Annotated in this window: 14 protein-coding genes; 11 read left to right on the top strand and 3 right to left on the bottom strand. The window is 67.9% G+C overall.

Annotated features, from left to right (window positions below):
* Nucleotides 1-55: 55 nt before the first annotated feature.
* Both SCNU_RS12065 and SCNU_RS12070 read left to right on the top strand, forming a co-directional pair.
* A complete protein-coding gene (locus SCNU_RS12065) occupies nt 56-1888 on the top strand; it encodes a TgpA N-terminal domain-containing protein (protein ID WP_040518355.1) in 1833 nt (610 codons plus the stop codon).
* A 194-nt stretch (nt 1889-2082) separates the two neighbouring features.
* Nucleotides 2083-4587: a UvrD-helicase domain-containing protein gene (locus tag SCNU_RS12070; protein ID WP_009679660.1), complete on the top strand. Its 2505-nt coding sequence runs from the start codon at nt 2083-2085 to the stop codon at nt 4585-4587.
* A gap of 100 nt (nt 4588-4687) precedes the next feature.
* On the opposite strand, the gene SCNU_RS12075 is transcribed toward SCNU_RS12070, so the two are convergent.
* Nucleotides 4688-5602, bottom strand: coding sequence for a M23 family metallopeptidase (locus SCNU_RS12075; protein WP_009679661.1), 915 nt, complete (start codon nt 5600-5602; stop codon nt 4688-4690).
* A gap of 382 nt (nt 5603-5984) precedes the next feature.
* Here SCNU_RS12075 and sucC point away from each other — a divergent pair, with 382 nt between their 5' ends.
* The 8 genes from sucC (at nt 5985) to SCNU_RS12115 (ending at nt 12327) form a co-directional block, all read left to right on the top strand.
* Complete coding sequence (gene sucC / locus SCNU_RS12080; RefSeq protein ID WP_009679662.1) at nt 5985-7148, top strand: ADP-forming succinate--CoA ligase subunit beta; 1164 nt, start codon at nt 5985-5987, stop codon at nt 7146-7148.
* Nucleotides 7149-7164: 16 nt separating this feature from the next.
* The gene (gene sucD, locus SCNU_RS12085; protein WP_009679663.1) at nt 7165-8067 is read left to right on the top strand and encodes a succinate--CoA ligase subunit alpha; all 903 of its coding nucleotides are present in this window, start codon (nt 7165-7167) and stop codon (nt 8065-8067) included.
* 100 nt (nt 8068-8167) lie between these two features.
* Nucleotides 8168-8758: a hypothetical protein gene (locus tag SCNU_RS12090; protein WP_009679664.1), complete on the top strand. Its 591-nt coding sequence runs from the start codon at nt 8168-8170 to the stop codon at nt 8756-8758.
* A complete protein-coding gene (locus SCNU_RS12095) occupies nt 8751-9191 on the top strand; it encodes an RDD family protein (protein ID WP_009679665.1) in 441 nt (146 codons plus the stop codon). Before SCNU_RS12090 ends, SCNU_RS12095 begins: the two co-directional genes overlap by 8 nt.
* Nucleotides 9192-9272: 81 nt before the next feature.
* The gene (locus SCNU_RS12100) at nt 9273-9989 is read left to right on the top strand and encodes a DUF5336 domain-containing protein (protein WP_009679666.1); all 717 of its coding nucleotides are present in this window, start codon (nt 9273-9275) and stop codon (nt 9987-9989) included.
* Between the two features lie 143 nt (nt 9990-10132).
* The gene (locus tag SCNU_RS20630; RefSeq protein ID WP_009679667.1) at nt 10133-10333 is read left to right on the top strand and encodes a hypothetical protein; all 201 of its coding nucleotides are present in this window, start codon (nt 10133-10135) and stop codon (nt 10331-10333) included.
* A gap of 52 nt (nt 10334-10385) precedes the next feature.
* Nucleotides 10386-11699 carry a carboxyl transferase domain-containing protein gene (locus tag SCNU_RS12110; RefSeq protein WP_083812602.1) on the top strand — a complete coding sequence of 438 codons (1314 nt, stop codon included), beginning with the start codon at nt 10386-10388 and terminating at the stop codon, nt 11697-11699.
* A 13-nt stretch (nt 11700-11712) separates the two neighbouring features.
* A complete protein-coding gene (locus SCNU_RS12115; protein WP_009679669.1) occupies nt 11713-12327 on the top strand; it encodes a TetR/AcrR family transcriptional regulator in 615 nt (204 codons plus the stop codon).
* 246 nt (nt 12328-12573) lie between these two features.
* Here SCNU_RS12115 and SCNU_RS12120 read toward each other — a convergent pair whose 3' ends face one another.
* Together SCNU_RS12120 and SCNU_RS12125 are read right to left on the bottom strand one after the other, a co-directional pair.
* A complete protein-coding gene (locus SCNU_RS12120) occupies nt 12574-13668 on the bottom strand; it encodes an oxidoreductase (protein WP_238526440.1) in 1095 nt (364 codons plus the stop codon).
* Between the two features lie 56 nt (nt 13669-13724).
* Complete coding sequence (locus SCNU_RS12125) at nt 13725-14240, bottom strand: nuclear transport factor 2 family protein (RefSeq protein ID WP_009679671.1); 516 nt, start codon at nt 14238-14240, stop codon at nt 13725-13727.
* 149 nt (nt 14241-14389) lie between these two features.
* Between SCNU_RS12125 and SCNU_RS12130 the strand changes: the two genes are divergently transcribed.
* Nucleotides 14390-15961 carry a carboxyl transferase domain-containing protein gene (locus tag SCNU_RS12130; protein WP_040518324.1) on the top strand — a complete coding sequence of 524 codons (1572 nt, stop codon included), beginning with the start codon at nt 14390-14392 and terminating at the stop codon, nt 15959-15961.
* Nucleotides 15962-15971: the final 10 nt, after the last annotated feature.

The raw sequence follows: 15971 nt of genomic DNA on the forward strand, positions 1-15971 counted from the left end.
CGATTTTGCCACGCGCGGTTCGCGGGCCGAACGGCGCGTGGTGAACAATGCAGTGATGACCACCGCCAGGAAACTCGGAGCCGTTGCGCTGGCGCTGATCGCGGCGCAGATCGTCGTACGTGCAGTGCTGGTGATCTGGGGGAACTTCTACTGGGACGACCTCATTCTGATCGGCCGCGCGTCGTCGTACCCGATCCTGTCCTGGGACTATCTCGGCTACAGCCATGACGGTCATTTCATGCCCGCGGCCTTCCTCGTCGCGGGGCTCACCACGGTGATCGCGCCCGTGCAGTGGTGGCTGCCCGCGCTGACCCTGGTGGTGCTGCAGGCCGTCGCGTCGCTGGCCGTGTGGCGGATGATCCGCATCATCGCGCCGCGAGCTCGCGGCTGGGCGCTGGCGGCGTTGACGTTCTATCTGTTCGTGCCGATGACGGTGAGCGCCTACGTCTGGTGGGCGGCCGGACTCAACACCCTGCCCATGCAGGCCGCGATGGCGGTGGTCGTGGGCAACGCGATCGTGCTGGTGCGCGATCAGCCCGACGCGGCGCGTAGTCGTCGGCTGATGATCGGCGCGGTGGCCGCGTTCGTCGTCGCCCTGCTGTTCTTCGAGAAGTCACTGTTCATCCTGCCGGTCGCGTTCGTCGCCGGGCTGCTGGCGCTGCGGGGGTCGATGCGACCGCAGTGGCACGGCGAGGAGACCGACTACCGGTCATCGGTGCTCAGCCAGACCTTTCTGCGGGCTCGCACACTGTGGCTCACCCTCGCCGGGGTGTTCGTAGCCTGGTCGGCGCTGTTCCTCGCGACCTCGACGGCCACCGCCGGGGTCCATTCCTTCGGACAGACCGCACACCTGGTCTGGCGCAGCATCAACGACGCGATCATCCCGTCGCTCGTCGGCGGTCCGTGGGTGTGGGACCGGTGGACGCCGTCGCCGCCGATGGGCTTCCCGAGCGTGTGGATGATCGCGCTGGGCTGGATCGTGCTCGTCGTGCTGATCGTGGTGACCTCCCGCGCCAAGCGGGGAGCCCCGCTGATCTGGTTCTGCGCGCTGCTCTACGCGGTCGGGGCTCAGATCCCGGTGATGTGGAACCGGTCGAGCACCAACACCGCGCTCGAACTCGCGCAGACGATGCGCTATCTGCCCGACACCGCTCTCGTCCTCACCATCGCGCTCGCATTGATCGCCGCGGCGCCGCGAGACCTCGGCGCGCACCTCGCCGACAAGCCCGCGCCGGACCCGCGCCTCGCGTACGCCGGCGTGGTCTCCTGCGTCCTGTTCGCGGTCTCGGCGATGGTGGCGACCATGTCGTTCGGCCAGTCCTGGCGCGACGACCCGACCGGTGACTACCTCGTCACCGCGCGGGCGTCGCTGGCCGAGATGGATGGAAAGACGATGTTCGACCAGCCCGTCCCGCTCGAGGTGCTGCTGCCTGTCGCGCACCCCAACAACATGATCAGCCACGTGTTCGGCCGGCTGCGGGAGCGTCCTGACTTCGGGAACGTGACCGACGACCTCAAGGTGCTGAACCCGAAGGGACAGCTCGTCGCGGGTGCGGTCAGCCCGCAGCGGACGTTCGAGCCGAGCCGTGGCAGCTGCGCCCGTCCGGGGATCGATGAGCCGACCCGCCTGCGGCTGAGTGGACCGCTGATCGACTGGCAGTGGACGGTCGGATTCAGTTACTGCGCCGATCGCGCGGGCACCGTCGAGATCCGCCTCGAGGGCGGCGACCCCGTGCAGGTCCCGGTTCAGGCCGGACTGCACGCGGCCTACGTCCAGCTCGACGGTCGCGGGACCGAACTCCGGATCCGGCCGGTCACGCCGGGGCTGAAGCTGCACACCGGCGACGGCCGCGTCGGCCAGCCGGTGATGGCCGAGCTCGCACCCTGACGCGGTGCACAGTGTGGTTGCGCACAACATCGACCGCTGAAGCCTTGTCGGGGCCGATTTCCGATGCCTCGCGCGGGATCGGTCAATGCTGTGCGCGGCGCCGCACCGTCCGATCTAGACCTGCGCGGGGACGAGGTCGTGGCGGGACCTCCACGGGCAGGAATGTCCGAGGCCGCGGGTAGCCTGGACAGGCGATGAACTCTTCACTTGCCACCTTCGACGAGTCCCAGCTGAGCGATCGGGGACGTGAACTCCTCGACGGTTTGAATCCGCAGCAGCGAGACGCCGTGTTGCACACGGGGTCTCCGTTGCTGATCGTCGCGGGCGCGGGATCGGGCAAGACTGCGGTGCTGACGCGGCGCATCGCCTTCCTGCTCGCCGAGCGGGATGTGACGCCGGGCCAGATCCTCGCGATCACGTTCACCAACAAGGCGGCGGCCGAGATGCGTGAGCGGGTCATCGACCTCGTCGGCCCGCGTGCCGCGTACATGTGGGTGTCGACCTTCCACTCCACGTGCGTCCGGATCCTGCGGGCGCAGTCGGGCCTGCTGGGCAATCGGAACTCGAACTTCTCGATCTACGACGCCGACGACTCCCGGCGACTGCTCGGCATGGTGGTCCGCGACCTCGATCTGGATCCGAAGAAGTTCTCCCCGCGCGGGGTCGGCACCCAGATCTCCAACTTCAAGAACGAGCTGAAGGACCCCGACGACGCCGCGGCCGAAGCAGAGGCGGACGGGCAGACAGACCTCGCGGCAGGCACCATCGCGCAGATTTACGCCGAGTACCAGCGCAGGCTCGCGGCGGCCAACGCCTTCGATTTCGACGACCTGATCGGTGAGACCGTCTCGCTGCTGCAGCGACATCCCAACGTCGCCGAGTACTACCGCCGGCGGTTCCGGCACGTCCTGATCGACGAGTATCAGGACACCAACCACGCCCAGTACGTTCTGGTCCGCGAACTGGTGGGCGACGAGACCTCGCAGTCCGGGGTCGACCCGTCGGAGCTCTGCGTGGTCGGTGACGCCGACCAGTCGATCTACGCCTTCCGCGGCGCGACGATCCGGAACATCGAGGAGTTCGAGCGCGACTACCCGAACGCCGAGACGATCCTGCTGGAGCAGAACTACCGCTCCACCCAGACCATCCTGTCCGCCGCGAACGCGGTGATCTCGCGCAACGCCAACCGTCGCGAGAAGAAGCTGTGGACCGACTCCGGCGACGGCGATCTGATCGTCGGCTACGTCGCCGACTCCGACCGAGACGAGGCGGCGTTCATCGCCAAGGAGATCGAGGAGCTCGTCGACTATTCGATCGGCGGCTCGGCGAGTCACACCTATGCCGACCTCGCAGTCTTCTACCGGACTAACACCGGGTCCCGGTCGCTGGAAGAGGTGTTCGTCCGGCACGGCATCCCGTACAAGGTGGTCGGCGGCACCAAGTTCTACGAGCGCAAGGAAGTCCGCGACATCGTGGCCTACCTGCGCGTGGTGGCGAACCCGGATGATTCGGTGAGTCTGCGGCGCATCCTCAACACTCCGCGCCGCGGCATCGGCGACCGCGCCGAAGCATGCGTCGCGGTGCATGCGGAGAACCTCGGGATCAGCTTCTACCAGGCGCTGGTGGAGGCCACCGAGAATCGAGTGCCGCTGCTCAACACCCGCGCGGTCAAGCAGATCACGCTGTTCGTCGACCTCATCGAAGGGCTGCGCAGCGACTTCCTGATGGCGTTCGGCGCCGTCGGTGGTGAGTCGGTCGATGACGCGGTCGCCGACGCGACCACCGAAGGCGCCGACGTCGGCGAACTGGTGGATGCGATCGTCGACCGGAGCGGATATCGCGCGGAGCTGGAGGCGTCGAACGATCCGCAGGACGCCGCCCGTATGGACAATCTCAACGAGCTCATCGCCGTCGCGCGCGACTTCAGTGTGGAGGCCGCGCAGCGCGACGACGACGATCTCGACGACGCAGACGAGGCGACGGACGACGCTGAGGTGGTCGGCGACGGGGAGCCCGAGCCTGGCTCGCTGGCCGCGTTCCTGGAGAAGGTGGCGCTGGTGGCCGACGCCGACCAGGTGCCGGACGAGGGCGAGGGCGTCGTGACGATGATGACGCTCCACACCGCGAAGGGTCTGGAGTTCCCGGTCGTCTTCGTGACCGGCTGGGAGGACGGACACTTTCCGCACATGCGGGCGCTCGGCGATCCGGCGGAGCTCAGTGAGGAACGACGATTGGCGTACGTCGGGATCACCCGTGCCCGGCAGAAGCTCTACCTGACGCGCGCGATGTCGCGTGCCTCGTGGGGGCAGCCGGTCTCGAACCCGGAATCGCGCTTCCTGCAAGAGGTTCCGCAGCATCTCATCGACTGGCGTCGGACCGAGCCCAAACGCGGGATGCGGGAGTTCGGGTCGCGGGGCGGGAGCTTCGGCTTCGGCTCGGCAGGCGGGTCGTCGAACGACTCCGGCTTCTCCTCCGGTATGCGCGGACGGTCGTCGTACTCGTCGGACCCCACCCGAGGCCGCAACAAGAACGTGCACTACGAGATCGGCGACCGGATGAACCACCCGCAGTACGGCATGGGCAAGGCCGTCGCGAAGGAGGGCAGCGGTGTCACCGAGAGGATCACCTTCGACTTCGGTGGCAACGTCGGCCGAGTGACTCTGATGACCGTCGGCGGACTGCCGGGGGAGAAGCTGTAGTCAGGCCCCGCAACGACAGACGCTCCCGCAACTTGCATCCGCGGACGCCCGGAGGGGAGCGGATGCAAGTTGCAGGAGCGGCTGCAGAGAGAGTGCGCGTTTAGCCCGTCAGCGCGGAGAGGCGGACGCCGACCTTGGCGAGCCAGATGGCCGGGTCGATCTTCACGTATGCGCCGCCCGGGCCCTTGATCCACTTCTCGAAGTGGAGGTGCGGGCCGGTGGACTGACCTTCCGAGCCGACGAGGGCGATGACGTCGCCCGCGGTGACCTGCTGGCCCTTGTGAACCAGGACGCCGGAGCTGGCCATGTGGCCGTAGACCGTGATGGTGCCGTCCGGTGCCTTGAGGCGGATCCAGTTGCCGAAGCCGGACGCGGGACCGGCGTCGACCACTTCGCCGTCGGTCGCGGCGTGGATGGGAGTGCCGAGCGGAGCAGCCATGTCGATGCCGCCGTGGAAGGTGCCCCAGCGCGGCGCGAACGCCGACGTGAGCTGGTAGACACCCATCGGGATCGGGCTCGTGACGAGCGGCTTCTGCTTGGCGGCGATGGCCGCGGCCTGCTCCTTGGCGATGTTCACGCCCTGCTTCAGCTGGGTCGAGTAGTCGCTCAGATCTGCCTGCGACGACGATCCGACCACACCGGGACCGGTGTCGTCCGACGAGACGTTCGCGACGGGCGCGACATTCGAGCCGTCGACCGGTGCCGGCTCGGCTGGCGCCTGCGCGATCGGGCTCGACTGCCCGTCGGAGGCCGAACCGGTGACCGCCATCGCGGTGGCGCCTGCAGCGATCGCGAACAGTGCGGTGCGGGCGCGGAGGGCCGACGACGGGGCACGAAGTCGATGCTTCGGCTTGTTCCGCTCCGGCTCGGCGGCGACTGCCGGAGCGGCGTCGGCCTCGTCCGAGGAATCGCGGGTGATCAGGATCTCGGTGGTGCTGACGGTGTCGTTGTCGAGGTCGCCGGAGCCGAGTCCGAGTCGGAGATCACGGGAGGGGAGCGGAAAGTCGCGGGTCACGGGGGTTTCGAGGGATGCGGAATCGTCTTGGCGGGCGATAGTGCCATCACGGTCGAGAAGGCTCCGTGTTGCCAAGTCGTTCACCTCAATCCCTCTGCGCTACCGCCGCCACGGCGGTCCGCTTGTCGTGACCTCGTCGTTATCAACCTCAATGACGGTAACGAACCACCGGCGCTAAGTCCACCGCGTCTTTCCGTGACGTCCTCATTCTGGCTGCTCAGCGGCAACATCTTCGGTGCATACGGGGTTACTGGCGAGTAGCGCGTGATATGTCGCACAAGGATGGGGCCGCGTTCGGATGCGACCGGGTCGGGGGTTTAGAGTCGCCTATGGCCCGCGTTACACCGAAGCGGGCGGAACATTACTTCAGATGGTGAGCTGAATGGATCTCTTCGAATACCAGGCGAAGGAACTGTTCGCCAAGCATGGAGTACCCACCACACCAGGTCGGGTGACTGACACTGCCGCCGATGCGCGGGCGATCGCCGAGGAAATCGGTAAGCCTGTGATGATCAAGGCGCAGGTCAAGGTCGGCGGCCGTGGCAAGGCGGGTGGCGTCAAGTACGCCGCGACTCCTGATGACGCACAGACGCACGCTGAAAACATCCTCGGGCTCGATATCAAGGGCCACGTTGTCAAGAAGCTCCTCGTCGCCGAGGCCAGTGACATCGCCGAGGAGTACTACATCTCCTTCCTGCTCGATCGCGCCAACCGCACCTACCTGGCCATGTGCTCGGTCGAAGGCGGCATGGAGATCGAAGAGGTCGCTGCGACCAAGCCGGACCGGCTCGCTCGTATCGCCGTCGACGCCGTCAAGGGTGTCGACCTGGCCTTCGCGCGTGAGATCGCGGAGAAGGGCCACCTGCCCGCCGAGGTTCTCGACGCCGCAGCCGTGACCATCCAGAAGCTGTGGGAGGTCTTCGTCGCCGAAGACGCCACGCTGGTGGAGGTCAACCCGCTCGTCCGTACCCCGGACGACCAGATCCTGGCCCTCGACGGCAAGGTCACCCTGGACGAGAACGCCGAGTTCCGTCAGCCGGGCCACGAGGAGTTCGCGGACAAGGACGCCACGGATCCGCTGGAGCTCAAGGCCAAGGAGAACGACCTCAACTACGTCAAGCTCGACGGACAGGTCGGCATCATCGGCAACGGTGCGGGTCTGGTCATGTCGACCCTCGACGTCGTCGCCTACGCCGGTGAGAACCACGGTGGCGTGAAGCCCGCCAACTTCCTGGACATCGGCGGCGGCGCGTCGGCCGAGGTCATGGCGGCCGGCCTGGACGTCATCCTCGGTGACTCGCAGGTCAAGAGCGTCTTCGTCAACGTATTCGGCGGCATCACCGCGTGTGACGCCGTCGCCAACGGCATCGTCGGCGCGCTCGCCAAGCTCGGCGACGCCGCCAGCAAGCCCCTCGTGGTCCGCCTCGACGGCAACAAGGTCGAAGAGGGTCGCAAGATCCTGGCCGACGCCAACCATCCGCTGGTGACCCTGGCGGACACCATGGACTCGGGCGCCGACAAGGCCGCTGAGCTGGCGAACAAGTAGGAGACGAAGAAGAGTCATGTCGATCTACCTGAACAAGAACAATAAGGTCATCGTCCAGGGCATCACCGGCGGCGAGGGCACCAAGCACACCGCGCTGATGCTGAAGGCCGGCACCAACGTCGTCGGCGGCGTCAACGCTCGCAAGGCAGGCACCACCGTGTCGCACGTCGACGCCGACGGCAACGCCGTCGAGCTGCCGGTGTTCGCGTCGGTTGCCGAGGCCATGGAGTCCACCGGGGCCGACACTTCGATCGCCTTCGTGCCCCCCGCCTTCTCGAAGGACGCCATCATCGAGGCCATCGACGCGGAGATCCCGCTGCTCGTGGTCATCACCGAGGGCATCCCGGTGCAGGACTCGGCGTACGCCTGGGCGTACAACGTCGAGAAGGGCGCCAAGACCCGCATCATCGGCCCGAACTGCCCCGGCATCATCACGCCGGGCGAGGCCCTGGTCGGCATCACCCCGAACAACATCACCGGCAAGGGCCCGATCGGTCTCGTGTCGAAGTCGGGCACCCTGACCTACCAGATGATGTACGAGCTGCGTGATCTCGGCTTCTCGACCGCCATCGGCATCGGCGGCGACCCGGTCATCGGAACCACCCACATCGACGCCATCGAGGCGTTCGAGAAGGACCCGGAGACCAAGCTGATCGTGATGATCGGCGAGATCGGCGGCGACGCCGAGGAGCGCGCGGCCGACTACATCAAGGCCAACGTCTCCAAGCCGGTCGTCGGCTACGTCGCGGGCTTCACCGCTCCGGAGGGCAAGACCATGGGCCACGCCGGCGCCATCGTCTCCGGCAGCTCCGGCACCGCGGCCGCCAAGAAGGAGGCCCTCGAGGCCGCAGGCGTCAAGGTCGGCAAGACCCCGAGCGAGACCGCCGCACTGGCGCGCGAGCTCTTCGACGCACTCTGATCGGACTCCGGCCCCCGCGGTCGGACGATCGAGCGAACCCCGGCCCCGGGGCGGCAGCAATGCCGCCCCGGGGCTTTTCGCGTTCAGCCATAATCAACGAGTGATCAACGAATTGGTCTCGGGCACCGTGAATCGGGTGATGGGCGTTCCCCGCGCGGTCATCCGAGGAGTGCTGTCCGAGGCGATCGAGTTCCTCACCGAGGAAGTCGATCTGACCGAGGTACTGCTCGCCGCCGTCGACCTGGACCGCGTACTGCGCGAGGTGAACCTGCAGGCCGTCGTCGAGCGGCTCGATCTGAACGCGCTCCTGGAGACCGTCGACCTGCAGAAGGTGCTCGACGGCATCGATCTCGGGCCGATTCTCGCGCGACTCGACCTCAATCCGGTGCTCGCAAAGCTCGATCTCAATCCGGTGCTCGCGAAGCTCGACATCGACGCCGTCGTCGCGGGCGTCGATCTCAACAAGGCCGTCGGGTCCATCGACCTAGATGAGGTGCTCGCCAACGTCGATCTGGTGGTCGTCGGCAACCGGGTGATCGACGGCGTCGACCTGTCGTCGATCGTGCGCGACGCGAGCTCGACGGTGACGACCGAGATGATCTCGGACGTCCGGACCAGCAGCGAACGCGCCGACGACGCGGTCGAGGGATTCGTGAACCGGGTGTTGCGGCGTAAGTCGGACGATGACTGAGCGGCAGCCGGCGGCGCCGCGGGCGGCCGGGATCGTCACCCGAGCTATCGCGGCCGTGATCGACACCGTCCTGGTGTTCCTGGTGCTCGGACTCGGATACCTCGGGACCGCGTTCGTGCTCTTCACGATGGACGTCACCAACTTCGCGTTCCCACAGGTGAGCTGGTGGTTCACCACGACCGGGTTCATCGCGATCGCCGTCGTGTACCTGGTGGCCTGCTGGTCCATGACCGGGCGGACCGTCGGGAACGTCCTGATGGGACTGCGGGTGGTGCGCGTGAGCGGCGAGCCCATGCATTTCGTGCAGATCGTGCTGCGGTCCGTGACCTACGTGTTCTTCCCCGTGGGGCTGTTCTGGGTGGTCTTCTCGCCGCGGCGGATGTCGCTGCAGGACGCCGTGCTCCGGACCAAGGTGGTCTACACCGAGGGCTGATCCGCGGCGGGGTCGTTCAACCGTCGGACACCGGACTCGCGACCACCGCCGGTTGTCGGACCCGAGTGGTTAGATACGGACATGACGAACCCGCAATACCCAGGTCAACCGGACCCGGACGCGACGACGACCATCGGGCAGAGCAGCGACCCCGCGTCGACGACCGGGCAGTGGACCGCTGCGAATCCGATGCCCGGCTATGCGCCGCAGCCCGCCGCACCCACCGGACCGCTGCCGCCCGGCCCGCCGCCTGCCGGCCCGTACGGTGCGCCGGGATATCCGCAGCCTGCCAGGCCGCCCCTGCTGTCCCGACTCCCGATGCCGGTGATCCTGGCTCTGGGCTCGGCAGTGGCGGGCGTCGTCACGTTCTTCATGGGTTTCCTCGGCTGGGTGACGGTGTCCGAGACGATCGAGCGCAAGGCCGACGACTGGGCCGCGGACATGAACGGCAGCTTCGACATCCCGGCCTATCTGAGCCCTTCGCTGATCCTCAGCCCCGGCTGGTTCTTCCTGCTCCTCGGCACGATCGGCGTCGCCGCGGCGGGCCTGATCGCGCCGAAGTGGCGGCGATTCCTGCCCTACCTGGCCTTCCTCGCCGTGTTCGGCTGGCTGGGACTGTTCGTCTGTGCGCTCGGGCTGCCGCCGTTCCTCAGTCTGGGCGCCGGCGCCTACGTCGCGTTGACCGTCGGCTTCATTCAGGCTGCACTGCTCGCCGTCGCCGCGGTCCTCGACGGGATGGCGCCGACGCCGCCCGAGCCGTTCCGGCCCGGACCGATGGGGCCGCCGCGGGGATACTGATTCGCTCGGATCTCATCGTCGCAGGCACGGGCGAGGATCCGTCCGTCTAGCCGACGTCCGCCCCTGGACTGTGCCGTCGGGCCGTCGTAGCGTCGAAGGCAGAGCGCTTGCCGAAGGCAGTCCACGTGGATTGGAGGCTTGCCATGATCCGCAGAATCACGCTCGCCATCGCCGCATCGGCGGTTGGAATCGTTCTCGTCATCGTCGGTGCGCCGGCGGCGTCCGCCGCGCCGGTCGCCGCACCGCCGCCACCGATGTTCTGCACCGGATCGGTGTGCTTCCTCGTCTGTGCGACGATCGACGCGGTGATCCCCATTCCGCAGAGATGGTGCTATCCGTTCTGAGTCGTGAGGCATCATCGGTCGTATGCGAGCTGACCGGCCTGATGCTGTGGCGATGATCCGATCGGTGATCGACGATGGAACGTGGCTGTCGTGGGACGAGACGGCCGAACCGGAATCGGTGTCGACAGGTCGCGGTGAAGCGGGTGGTCGAGCGGTGGCGCTGATCGTGAGCGAGTTCGGCTTCGCCGGAGGCTCCATCGGCGCTGTCGCGGGTGCTCGGATCGTGTCGGCCGTCCGGCGCGCGACCGCCGAGCGACTGCCGCTGCTGGCATTCCCGGCCTCGGGAGGGACCCGCATGCAGGAGGGGACGCCCGCGTTCCTGCAGATGGCGGCGATCACCGCGGCGGTCGTGGAACATCGTGAGGCGGGCCTGCCCTACCTGGTCTACCTGCGGCATCCGACGACCGGCGGAGTGTTCGCCTCCTGGGGTTCGCTGGGTGACATCACCTGGGCGCAGCCCGGCGCCCTCACTGGATTCCTCGGGCCCAAGGTGTACGCGGGCATCTACGGGCGGGACTTCCCGGCCGGGGTGCAGACCGCGGACAACCTCCATCGCCTCGGATTGATCGACGACGTCTTCGTTCCCCAGTTGCTCGGGGAGCGGCTGGCGGTCGTGCTCTCGGTCCTGTCGGGTGTGGCCGGACCGCGTACACCGATGGCCGGGCCGCTCGCCGAGGTCGTCGACGACGCGTGGTCGGCGGTCACCGCGACCCGAGACGAGCGACGCGTCGGGCTCGCCGAACTGGTGGCACATCTCGGTGCCGTGCGCCTCGCCGGCCGTGGCGCGGTCCGGATCTTCCTCGCGTCGGTCGGCGGCCGGCCGGTGGTCGTGGTGGGACAGGACCGCCGCGCCCAAGCCGACGGCCGCCTCGTCTCCGCCGACGACCTGCGAGTCGCGCGACGTGCGGTCGGACTCGCGGTGCGGTGGCGCTACCCGCTCGTCACCGTGGTCGACACCAGCGGCGGCGAATTGTCCGCGGCTGCAGAAGAATCCGGTCTCGCACGCCAGATCGCGCATTGCACCGCGGAGCTGCTGGCGGCACCGATCCCGACGGCGTCGATCCTGCTCGGTCAGGGGACCGGAGGTGCGGCGCTGGCGATGTTCCCTGCCGACCGGGTGATCGCGGCGGCAGACGCGTGGCTCTCGCCGTTGCCGCCGGAGGGGGCGAGCATCATCATGCACGGCGACGTCGCTCATGCGCCGCAGTTGGCGCGGTCGCAGCACATCTGGGCCCGGGACCTGCACGCCCTCGGCATCGTCGACGAGATCGTCAGGACGCTGGACGACGTCGTCGCGGCGGTGGACCGCTGGGCGGCGTCCGAGCCGGAGGCCGATCGCGCCGGGAGGATCCGAGTCGGGCGGTAGAGTCGGTGAGGTCATGTCTTCCGAAATCGCTCCGCCTCCACGTCCGGCCACCCGCCGTGAGCAGGCGAAAGCCGCCCGGAGGGTAGAGATCCTTGAGGCCGCCGCACGGCAGATCGCGCAGCGTGGCTACAACGGCGTTCGGCTGGAGGACATCGGCGCGGCAGTCGGCATCAGCGGTCCGGCCATGTATCGCCACTTCGAGTCGAAGTCCGAGCTGCTCGACACCATCCTCGTAGACGTCAGCGAGCGGCTGCACGACGGCGGCGTGGCCGCCGCTGCCGAGGGCGGCACTCCGGCCGAGATCTTGCGGCGGCTCATCGAGTTCCACATCGATGTGCTCGTCAGTCGTCCCGATCTCATCAGCGTGCAGGACCGCGACCTGTGGTCGTTGTCGGACGCGGCCCGGCATCGAGTCCGGTCGTTGCAGCGACGGTACGTCGAGGTGTGGGTGAGCGTGCTGATCGAGCACGCGTCCGACCGAGGCGTCCAACTCGAGGCGGTCGAGGCACGGGTCCGGATCCACGCGATGTTCGGACTGCTGAACTCGTCGCCTCGCCTGCCGGAGTTTCCCCGCGATCGGCTGCGCGGCCTGTTGACGAGCATGGCGATGGGCGCGTTGGAGGGGTGAGCGAGCCCGTCGGTTGAGCGGGCGCCCCCCGTCGGTTGAGCGAGCGCAGCGAGTCGAAACCATCTGCGCACGAGCGACCCTCGTCGGTTGAGCGAGCGCAGCGAGTCGAAACCATCTGCACCGGGGCTGGGACTCAGCCCGTGTGGCAGGGGTTTCGACTCGCTGCGCTCGCTCAACCAACGGAGGGCTGCGCTCAACCAGCGAGGGGACCAGCGCGAGGGTGGCTCGCTCGACCAGCGACGCTGATCAGTGCAGGTTCGCCTCGTGTCGGTCGCGGTCGAACTCCACGGGATCGAGACCGTCGCGGATCCTGGCGACCAGGTCCGGATTCGACAGGTGCAGACGGCCAATGGCGACCAGGTCGAACTCGCCGGACTCGACGCGGTCGGCGGCGTCGTCGATCGTGTGATCGTTGGCGACGCTGGTGTCGGTGGTGTTGTTGCCGTGCGCGGTCATCGCCGCCGACGCCGCACCCTTGGGCATGCCGATGCTGCCGACCGCCATTGCGGCTTTGCCGGTCAGCTTCTTGGCCCAGCCGGCCAGCGTCAGATCGCTGCCCTCGAACGCCGGGGTGTTGAAGTAGCGGATGCTGGCGTCGAAGACGTCGACGCCGGCGTCCGCCAGCGCGCCGAGGAGCACGCCGAGTTCGTCGGGGGTCTCGGCGATCCTGGCCTTGTAGTCCTGCTGCTTGTGCTGCGAGAAGCGGTAGAAGATCGGCAGGTCGTGGCCGATCTCCGCGCGGATCGCCCGCACGACCGCGGCCGGGAACGCGGCACGACCGGCGGCGTCACCGCCCCACCGGTCGGTGCGGCGGTTCGTGTCCGACCACATGAAGGCGTCGAGCAGGTAGCCGTGTCCGCCGTGCAGCGCGATTCCGTCGAATCCCGCTTCGGCCGCGTTGCGCGCCGCCGTGGCGTAAGCGGCGATGACCTCGTCGATGTCCTCGTCGGTCATCGCGCGGACCGCGGGCAACGACCGCTCGATGTACTCCTGCGGATACGCGGTGGTGCCCGGTGTGCCCCACAGGCCCGACGGCCGCATGGGGGTGACGTCGGGGTCGACCTCGGTCATCGCACCCCAGAGCGGTCCGACGTGCCACAGCTGCGGGACGATGCGTCCGCCCTCGGCGTGGACGCCGTCGACCACGGCCTTCCATCCGGCGAGCGCGTCGTCGCCGAACAGTCGCGGGACGTCGGGGCTGTCGACCGACGAGGAGTGGTCGATCGCGATGCCCTCGGTGACGATGAGGCCGGTGCCGCCCTCGGCGCGCTTGCGGTAGTACTCGGCGACGTCGGCGCCCGGGACGCCGAGCGGGGAGCGCTGCCGGGTCATCGGTGACATCACGATCCGGTTGGCGACCGTGAGGCCGCGGACCGTGAACGGGGAGAGCAGAGTGGTCACAGCTTGCCGATCATGTCGAAGAAGCCGGGAGTCTGGTCGACGCGGATGCGGACCAGGGTGCGGTAGCTGATGAGCCACTTGTCGCCGACCTTGCGGTACCGCTCGTGGTAGTGGCCGTAGCCGTGCAGGTGCTCCTCGTGGTCGCCGTTGGTCCACCACAGCATGTCCTCCATGGCCCAGATGCCGGTGGCCGTGGTGTCGGAGGTCAGGACGATCTGCGGGGTGTGCGCCTGGTGCACGGTGGTGACCGGGAACTTTCCGTCGAGGAGTCCGCGGATGGCGGCGGTCAGCGCCTCGGGGCCGACGACGTGGTTCGCCTCCCCGTCGGTGTCGGGCTGCTTGTCCTCGGGCAGTCCGCCCCAGGTCTCGGACACCATGTCGTCGGTGTGCAGCGTCGGGTAGATGTGCCACTCCTTGGCGTCCATGCAGCGCAGACGTTCGGAGAACGTCCACTTGATGGCCTCGATCGCCTCGAGCCTCTCCGCTGTGGACAACGTGATTTCTGAAGTCATACGCGCACGTTATGGCGAGCGCGTCGACCCCGAAAGGGTGGGGCCCACTGATCGGGACTCGAACCGCGGACATCGCACAATCACTGGCGGCTGCGGCCTGCGTCACCTATTGTGTATTTCAGTTAATGAAAGCTAACTGAAAGGCCGGCATGACGTCGACAACCTCTTCAGACGCGCACCACGCCAATGTGGACGTGCTCCGGACTCGCCTGCTCGACGCGGCGCAGGGTGGCGGCGAGAAGGCGCGAGAGCGCCACCTCTCGCGAGGCAAGCTGCTTCCGCGGGACCGGATCGACGCGCTCATCGACCCGGGATCGCCCTTTCTCGAGGTGGCGCCGCTCGCCGCGTACGACATGTACGACGGGAAGGCTCCCGCTGCGGGCGTCGTCGCGGGTGTCGGACGGATCCACGGCCGCGAGTGCATGATCGTCGCGAACGATGCGACGGTCTCCGGCGGCACGTACTACCCGGTGACGGTGAAGAAGCACCTGCGCGCGCAGGAGATCGCCTCGCAGAACCGGTTGCCGTGCATCTACCTCGTCGACTCGGGCGGCGCGATGCTCCTCAACCAGGACGACGTGTTCCCGGACCGCGAGCACTTCGGGCGCATCTTCTTCAATCAGGCGAATATGAGCGCCGCGGGCATTCCGCAGATCTCGGCGGTGCTCGGTTCGTCGACGGCGGGCGGCGCGTACGTCCCGGCGATGAGTGATGAGAACGTCATCGTGCGCAATCAGGGCACCATCTTCCTGGCCGGTCCGCCGCTGGTGAAGGCGGCGACGGGCGAAGACGTGACGGCCGAGGAACTCGGCGGCGGGGCGATGCACTCCGGGGTCTCCGGTGTCACCGACCATCTCGTCGACAACGACGAGCAGGCCCTCGCGAAGGTCCGCGAGATCGTCGCGACGCTGGGACCGCGTGAGCCCGCGCAATGGGAGACGGTGCCGACGCGGGCGCCGCAGCGCGATCAGTCGGACCTCTACGATGTGGTCCCGACCGATCCTCGCATTCCGTACGACGTCCACGAGGTCATCGAGATCCTCTCCGACGGCGGCGAGTACACCGAGTTCAAGGCGGGCTACGGCACGTCGCTGGTGACCGCGTTCGCGAAGATCCACGGACACCCGGTCGGGTTCGTCGCCAACAACGGAGTGCTGTTCAGCGAGTCGGCGCTCAAGGGCGCGCACTTCATCGAACTCTGCGACCAGCGCCGCATCCCGCTGATCTTCCTGCAGAACATCACCGGCTTCATGGTCGGCCGCCAGTACGAGGAGGGCGGCATCGCCAAGAACGGCGCCAAGATGGTCAACGCCGTCGCCTGCGCGCGTGTGCCGAAGCTGACGGTGATGATCGGCGGCTCGTTCGGTGCGGGCAACTATTCGATGTGCGGCCGGGCGTACTCGCCGCGCTTCCTCTGGATGTGGCCCAACGCGCGCATCTCGGTGATGGGCGGACCGCAGGCCGCGGACACGCTCGCGACCGTCCGGCGTGGCGGCATCGAGCGGTCCGGAGGGACGTGGTCCGACGCGGAGGAGGAGTCCTTCAAGCAGCCGATCCGCGACCAGTTCGAGCGTCAGTCGGACGCGTACTACTCGACCGCGCGGCTGTGGGATGACGGGATCATCGACCCCGCCGACACCCGCACCGTGCTGGGGCTGGCCCTCGAGGCCTGCCGGTACGCTCCGCTGACCGACCCCGCCTACGGCGTCTTCCGGATGTGAGGCAAACACA

The organism is Gordonia neofelifaecis NRRL B-59395 (assembly GCF_000192435.1).
GTDB lineage: Bacteria > Actinomycetota > Actinomycetes > Mycobacteriales > Mycobacteriaceae > Gordonia > Gordonia neofelifaecis.

What these genes read in the sequence shown, in the direction of transcription:
- SCNU_RS12065 (WP_040518355.1), top strand. Translation starts at nt 56, where the DNA reads ATGACCACCGCCAGGAAACTCGGAGCCGTTGCGCTGGCGCTGATCGCG.
- SCNU_RS12070 (WP_009679660.1), top strand. Translation starts at nt 2,083, where the DNA reads ATGAACTCTTCACTTGCCACCTTCGACGAGTCCCAGCTGAGCGATCGG.
- sucC (WP_009679662.1), top strand. Translation starts at nt 5,985, where the DNA reads ATGGATCTCTTCGAATACCAGGCGAAGGAACTGTTCGCCAAGCATGGA.
- sucD (WP_009679663.1), top strand. Translation starts at nt 7,165, where the DNA reads ATGTCGATCTACCTGAACAAGAACAATAAGGTCATCGTCCAGGGCATC.
- SCNU_RS12095 (WP_009679665.1), top strand. Translation starts at nt 8,751, where the DNA reads ATGACTGAGCGGCAGCCGGCGGCGCCGCGGGCGGCCGGGATCGTCACC.
- SCNU_RS12100 (WP_009679666.1), top strand. Translation starts at nt 9,273, where the DNA reads ATGACGAACCCGCAATACCCAGGTCAACCGGACCCGGACGCGACGACG.
- SCNU_RS20630 (WP_009679667.1), top strand. Translation starts at nt 10,133, where the DNA reads ATGATCCGCAGAATCACGCTCGCCATCGCCGCATCGGCGGTTGGAATC.
- SCNU_RS12110 (WP_083812602.1), top strand. Translation starts at nt 10,386, where the DNA reads ATGATCCGATCGGTGATCGACGATGGAACGTGGCTGTCGTGGGACGAG.
- SCNU_RS12115 (WP_009679669.1), top strand. Translation starts at nt 11,713, where the DNA reads ATGTCTTCCGAAATCGCTCCGCCTCCACGTCCGGCCACCCGCCGTGAG.
- SCNU_RS12120 (WP_238526440.1), bottom strand. Translation starts at nt 13,668, where the DNA reads ATGTCACCGATGACCCGGCAGCGCTCCCCGCTCGGCGTCCCGGGCGCC.
- SCNU_RS12125 (WP_009679671.1), bottom strand. Translation starts at nt 14,240, where the DNA reads ATGACTTCAGAAATCACGTTGTCCACAGCGGAGAGGCTCGAGGCGATC.
- SCNU_RS12130 (WP_040518324.1), top strand. Translation starts at nt 14,390, where the DNA reads ATGACGTCGACAACCTCTTCAGACGCGCACCACGCCAATGTGGACGTG.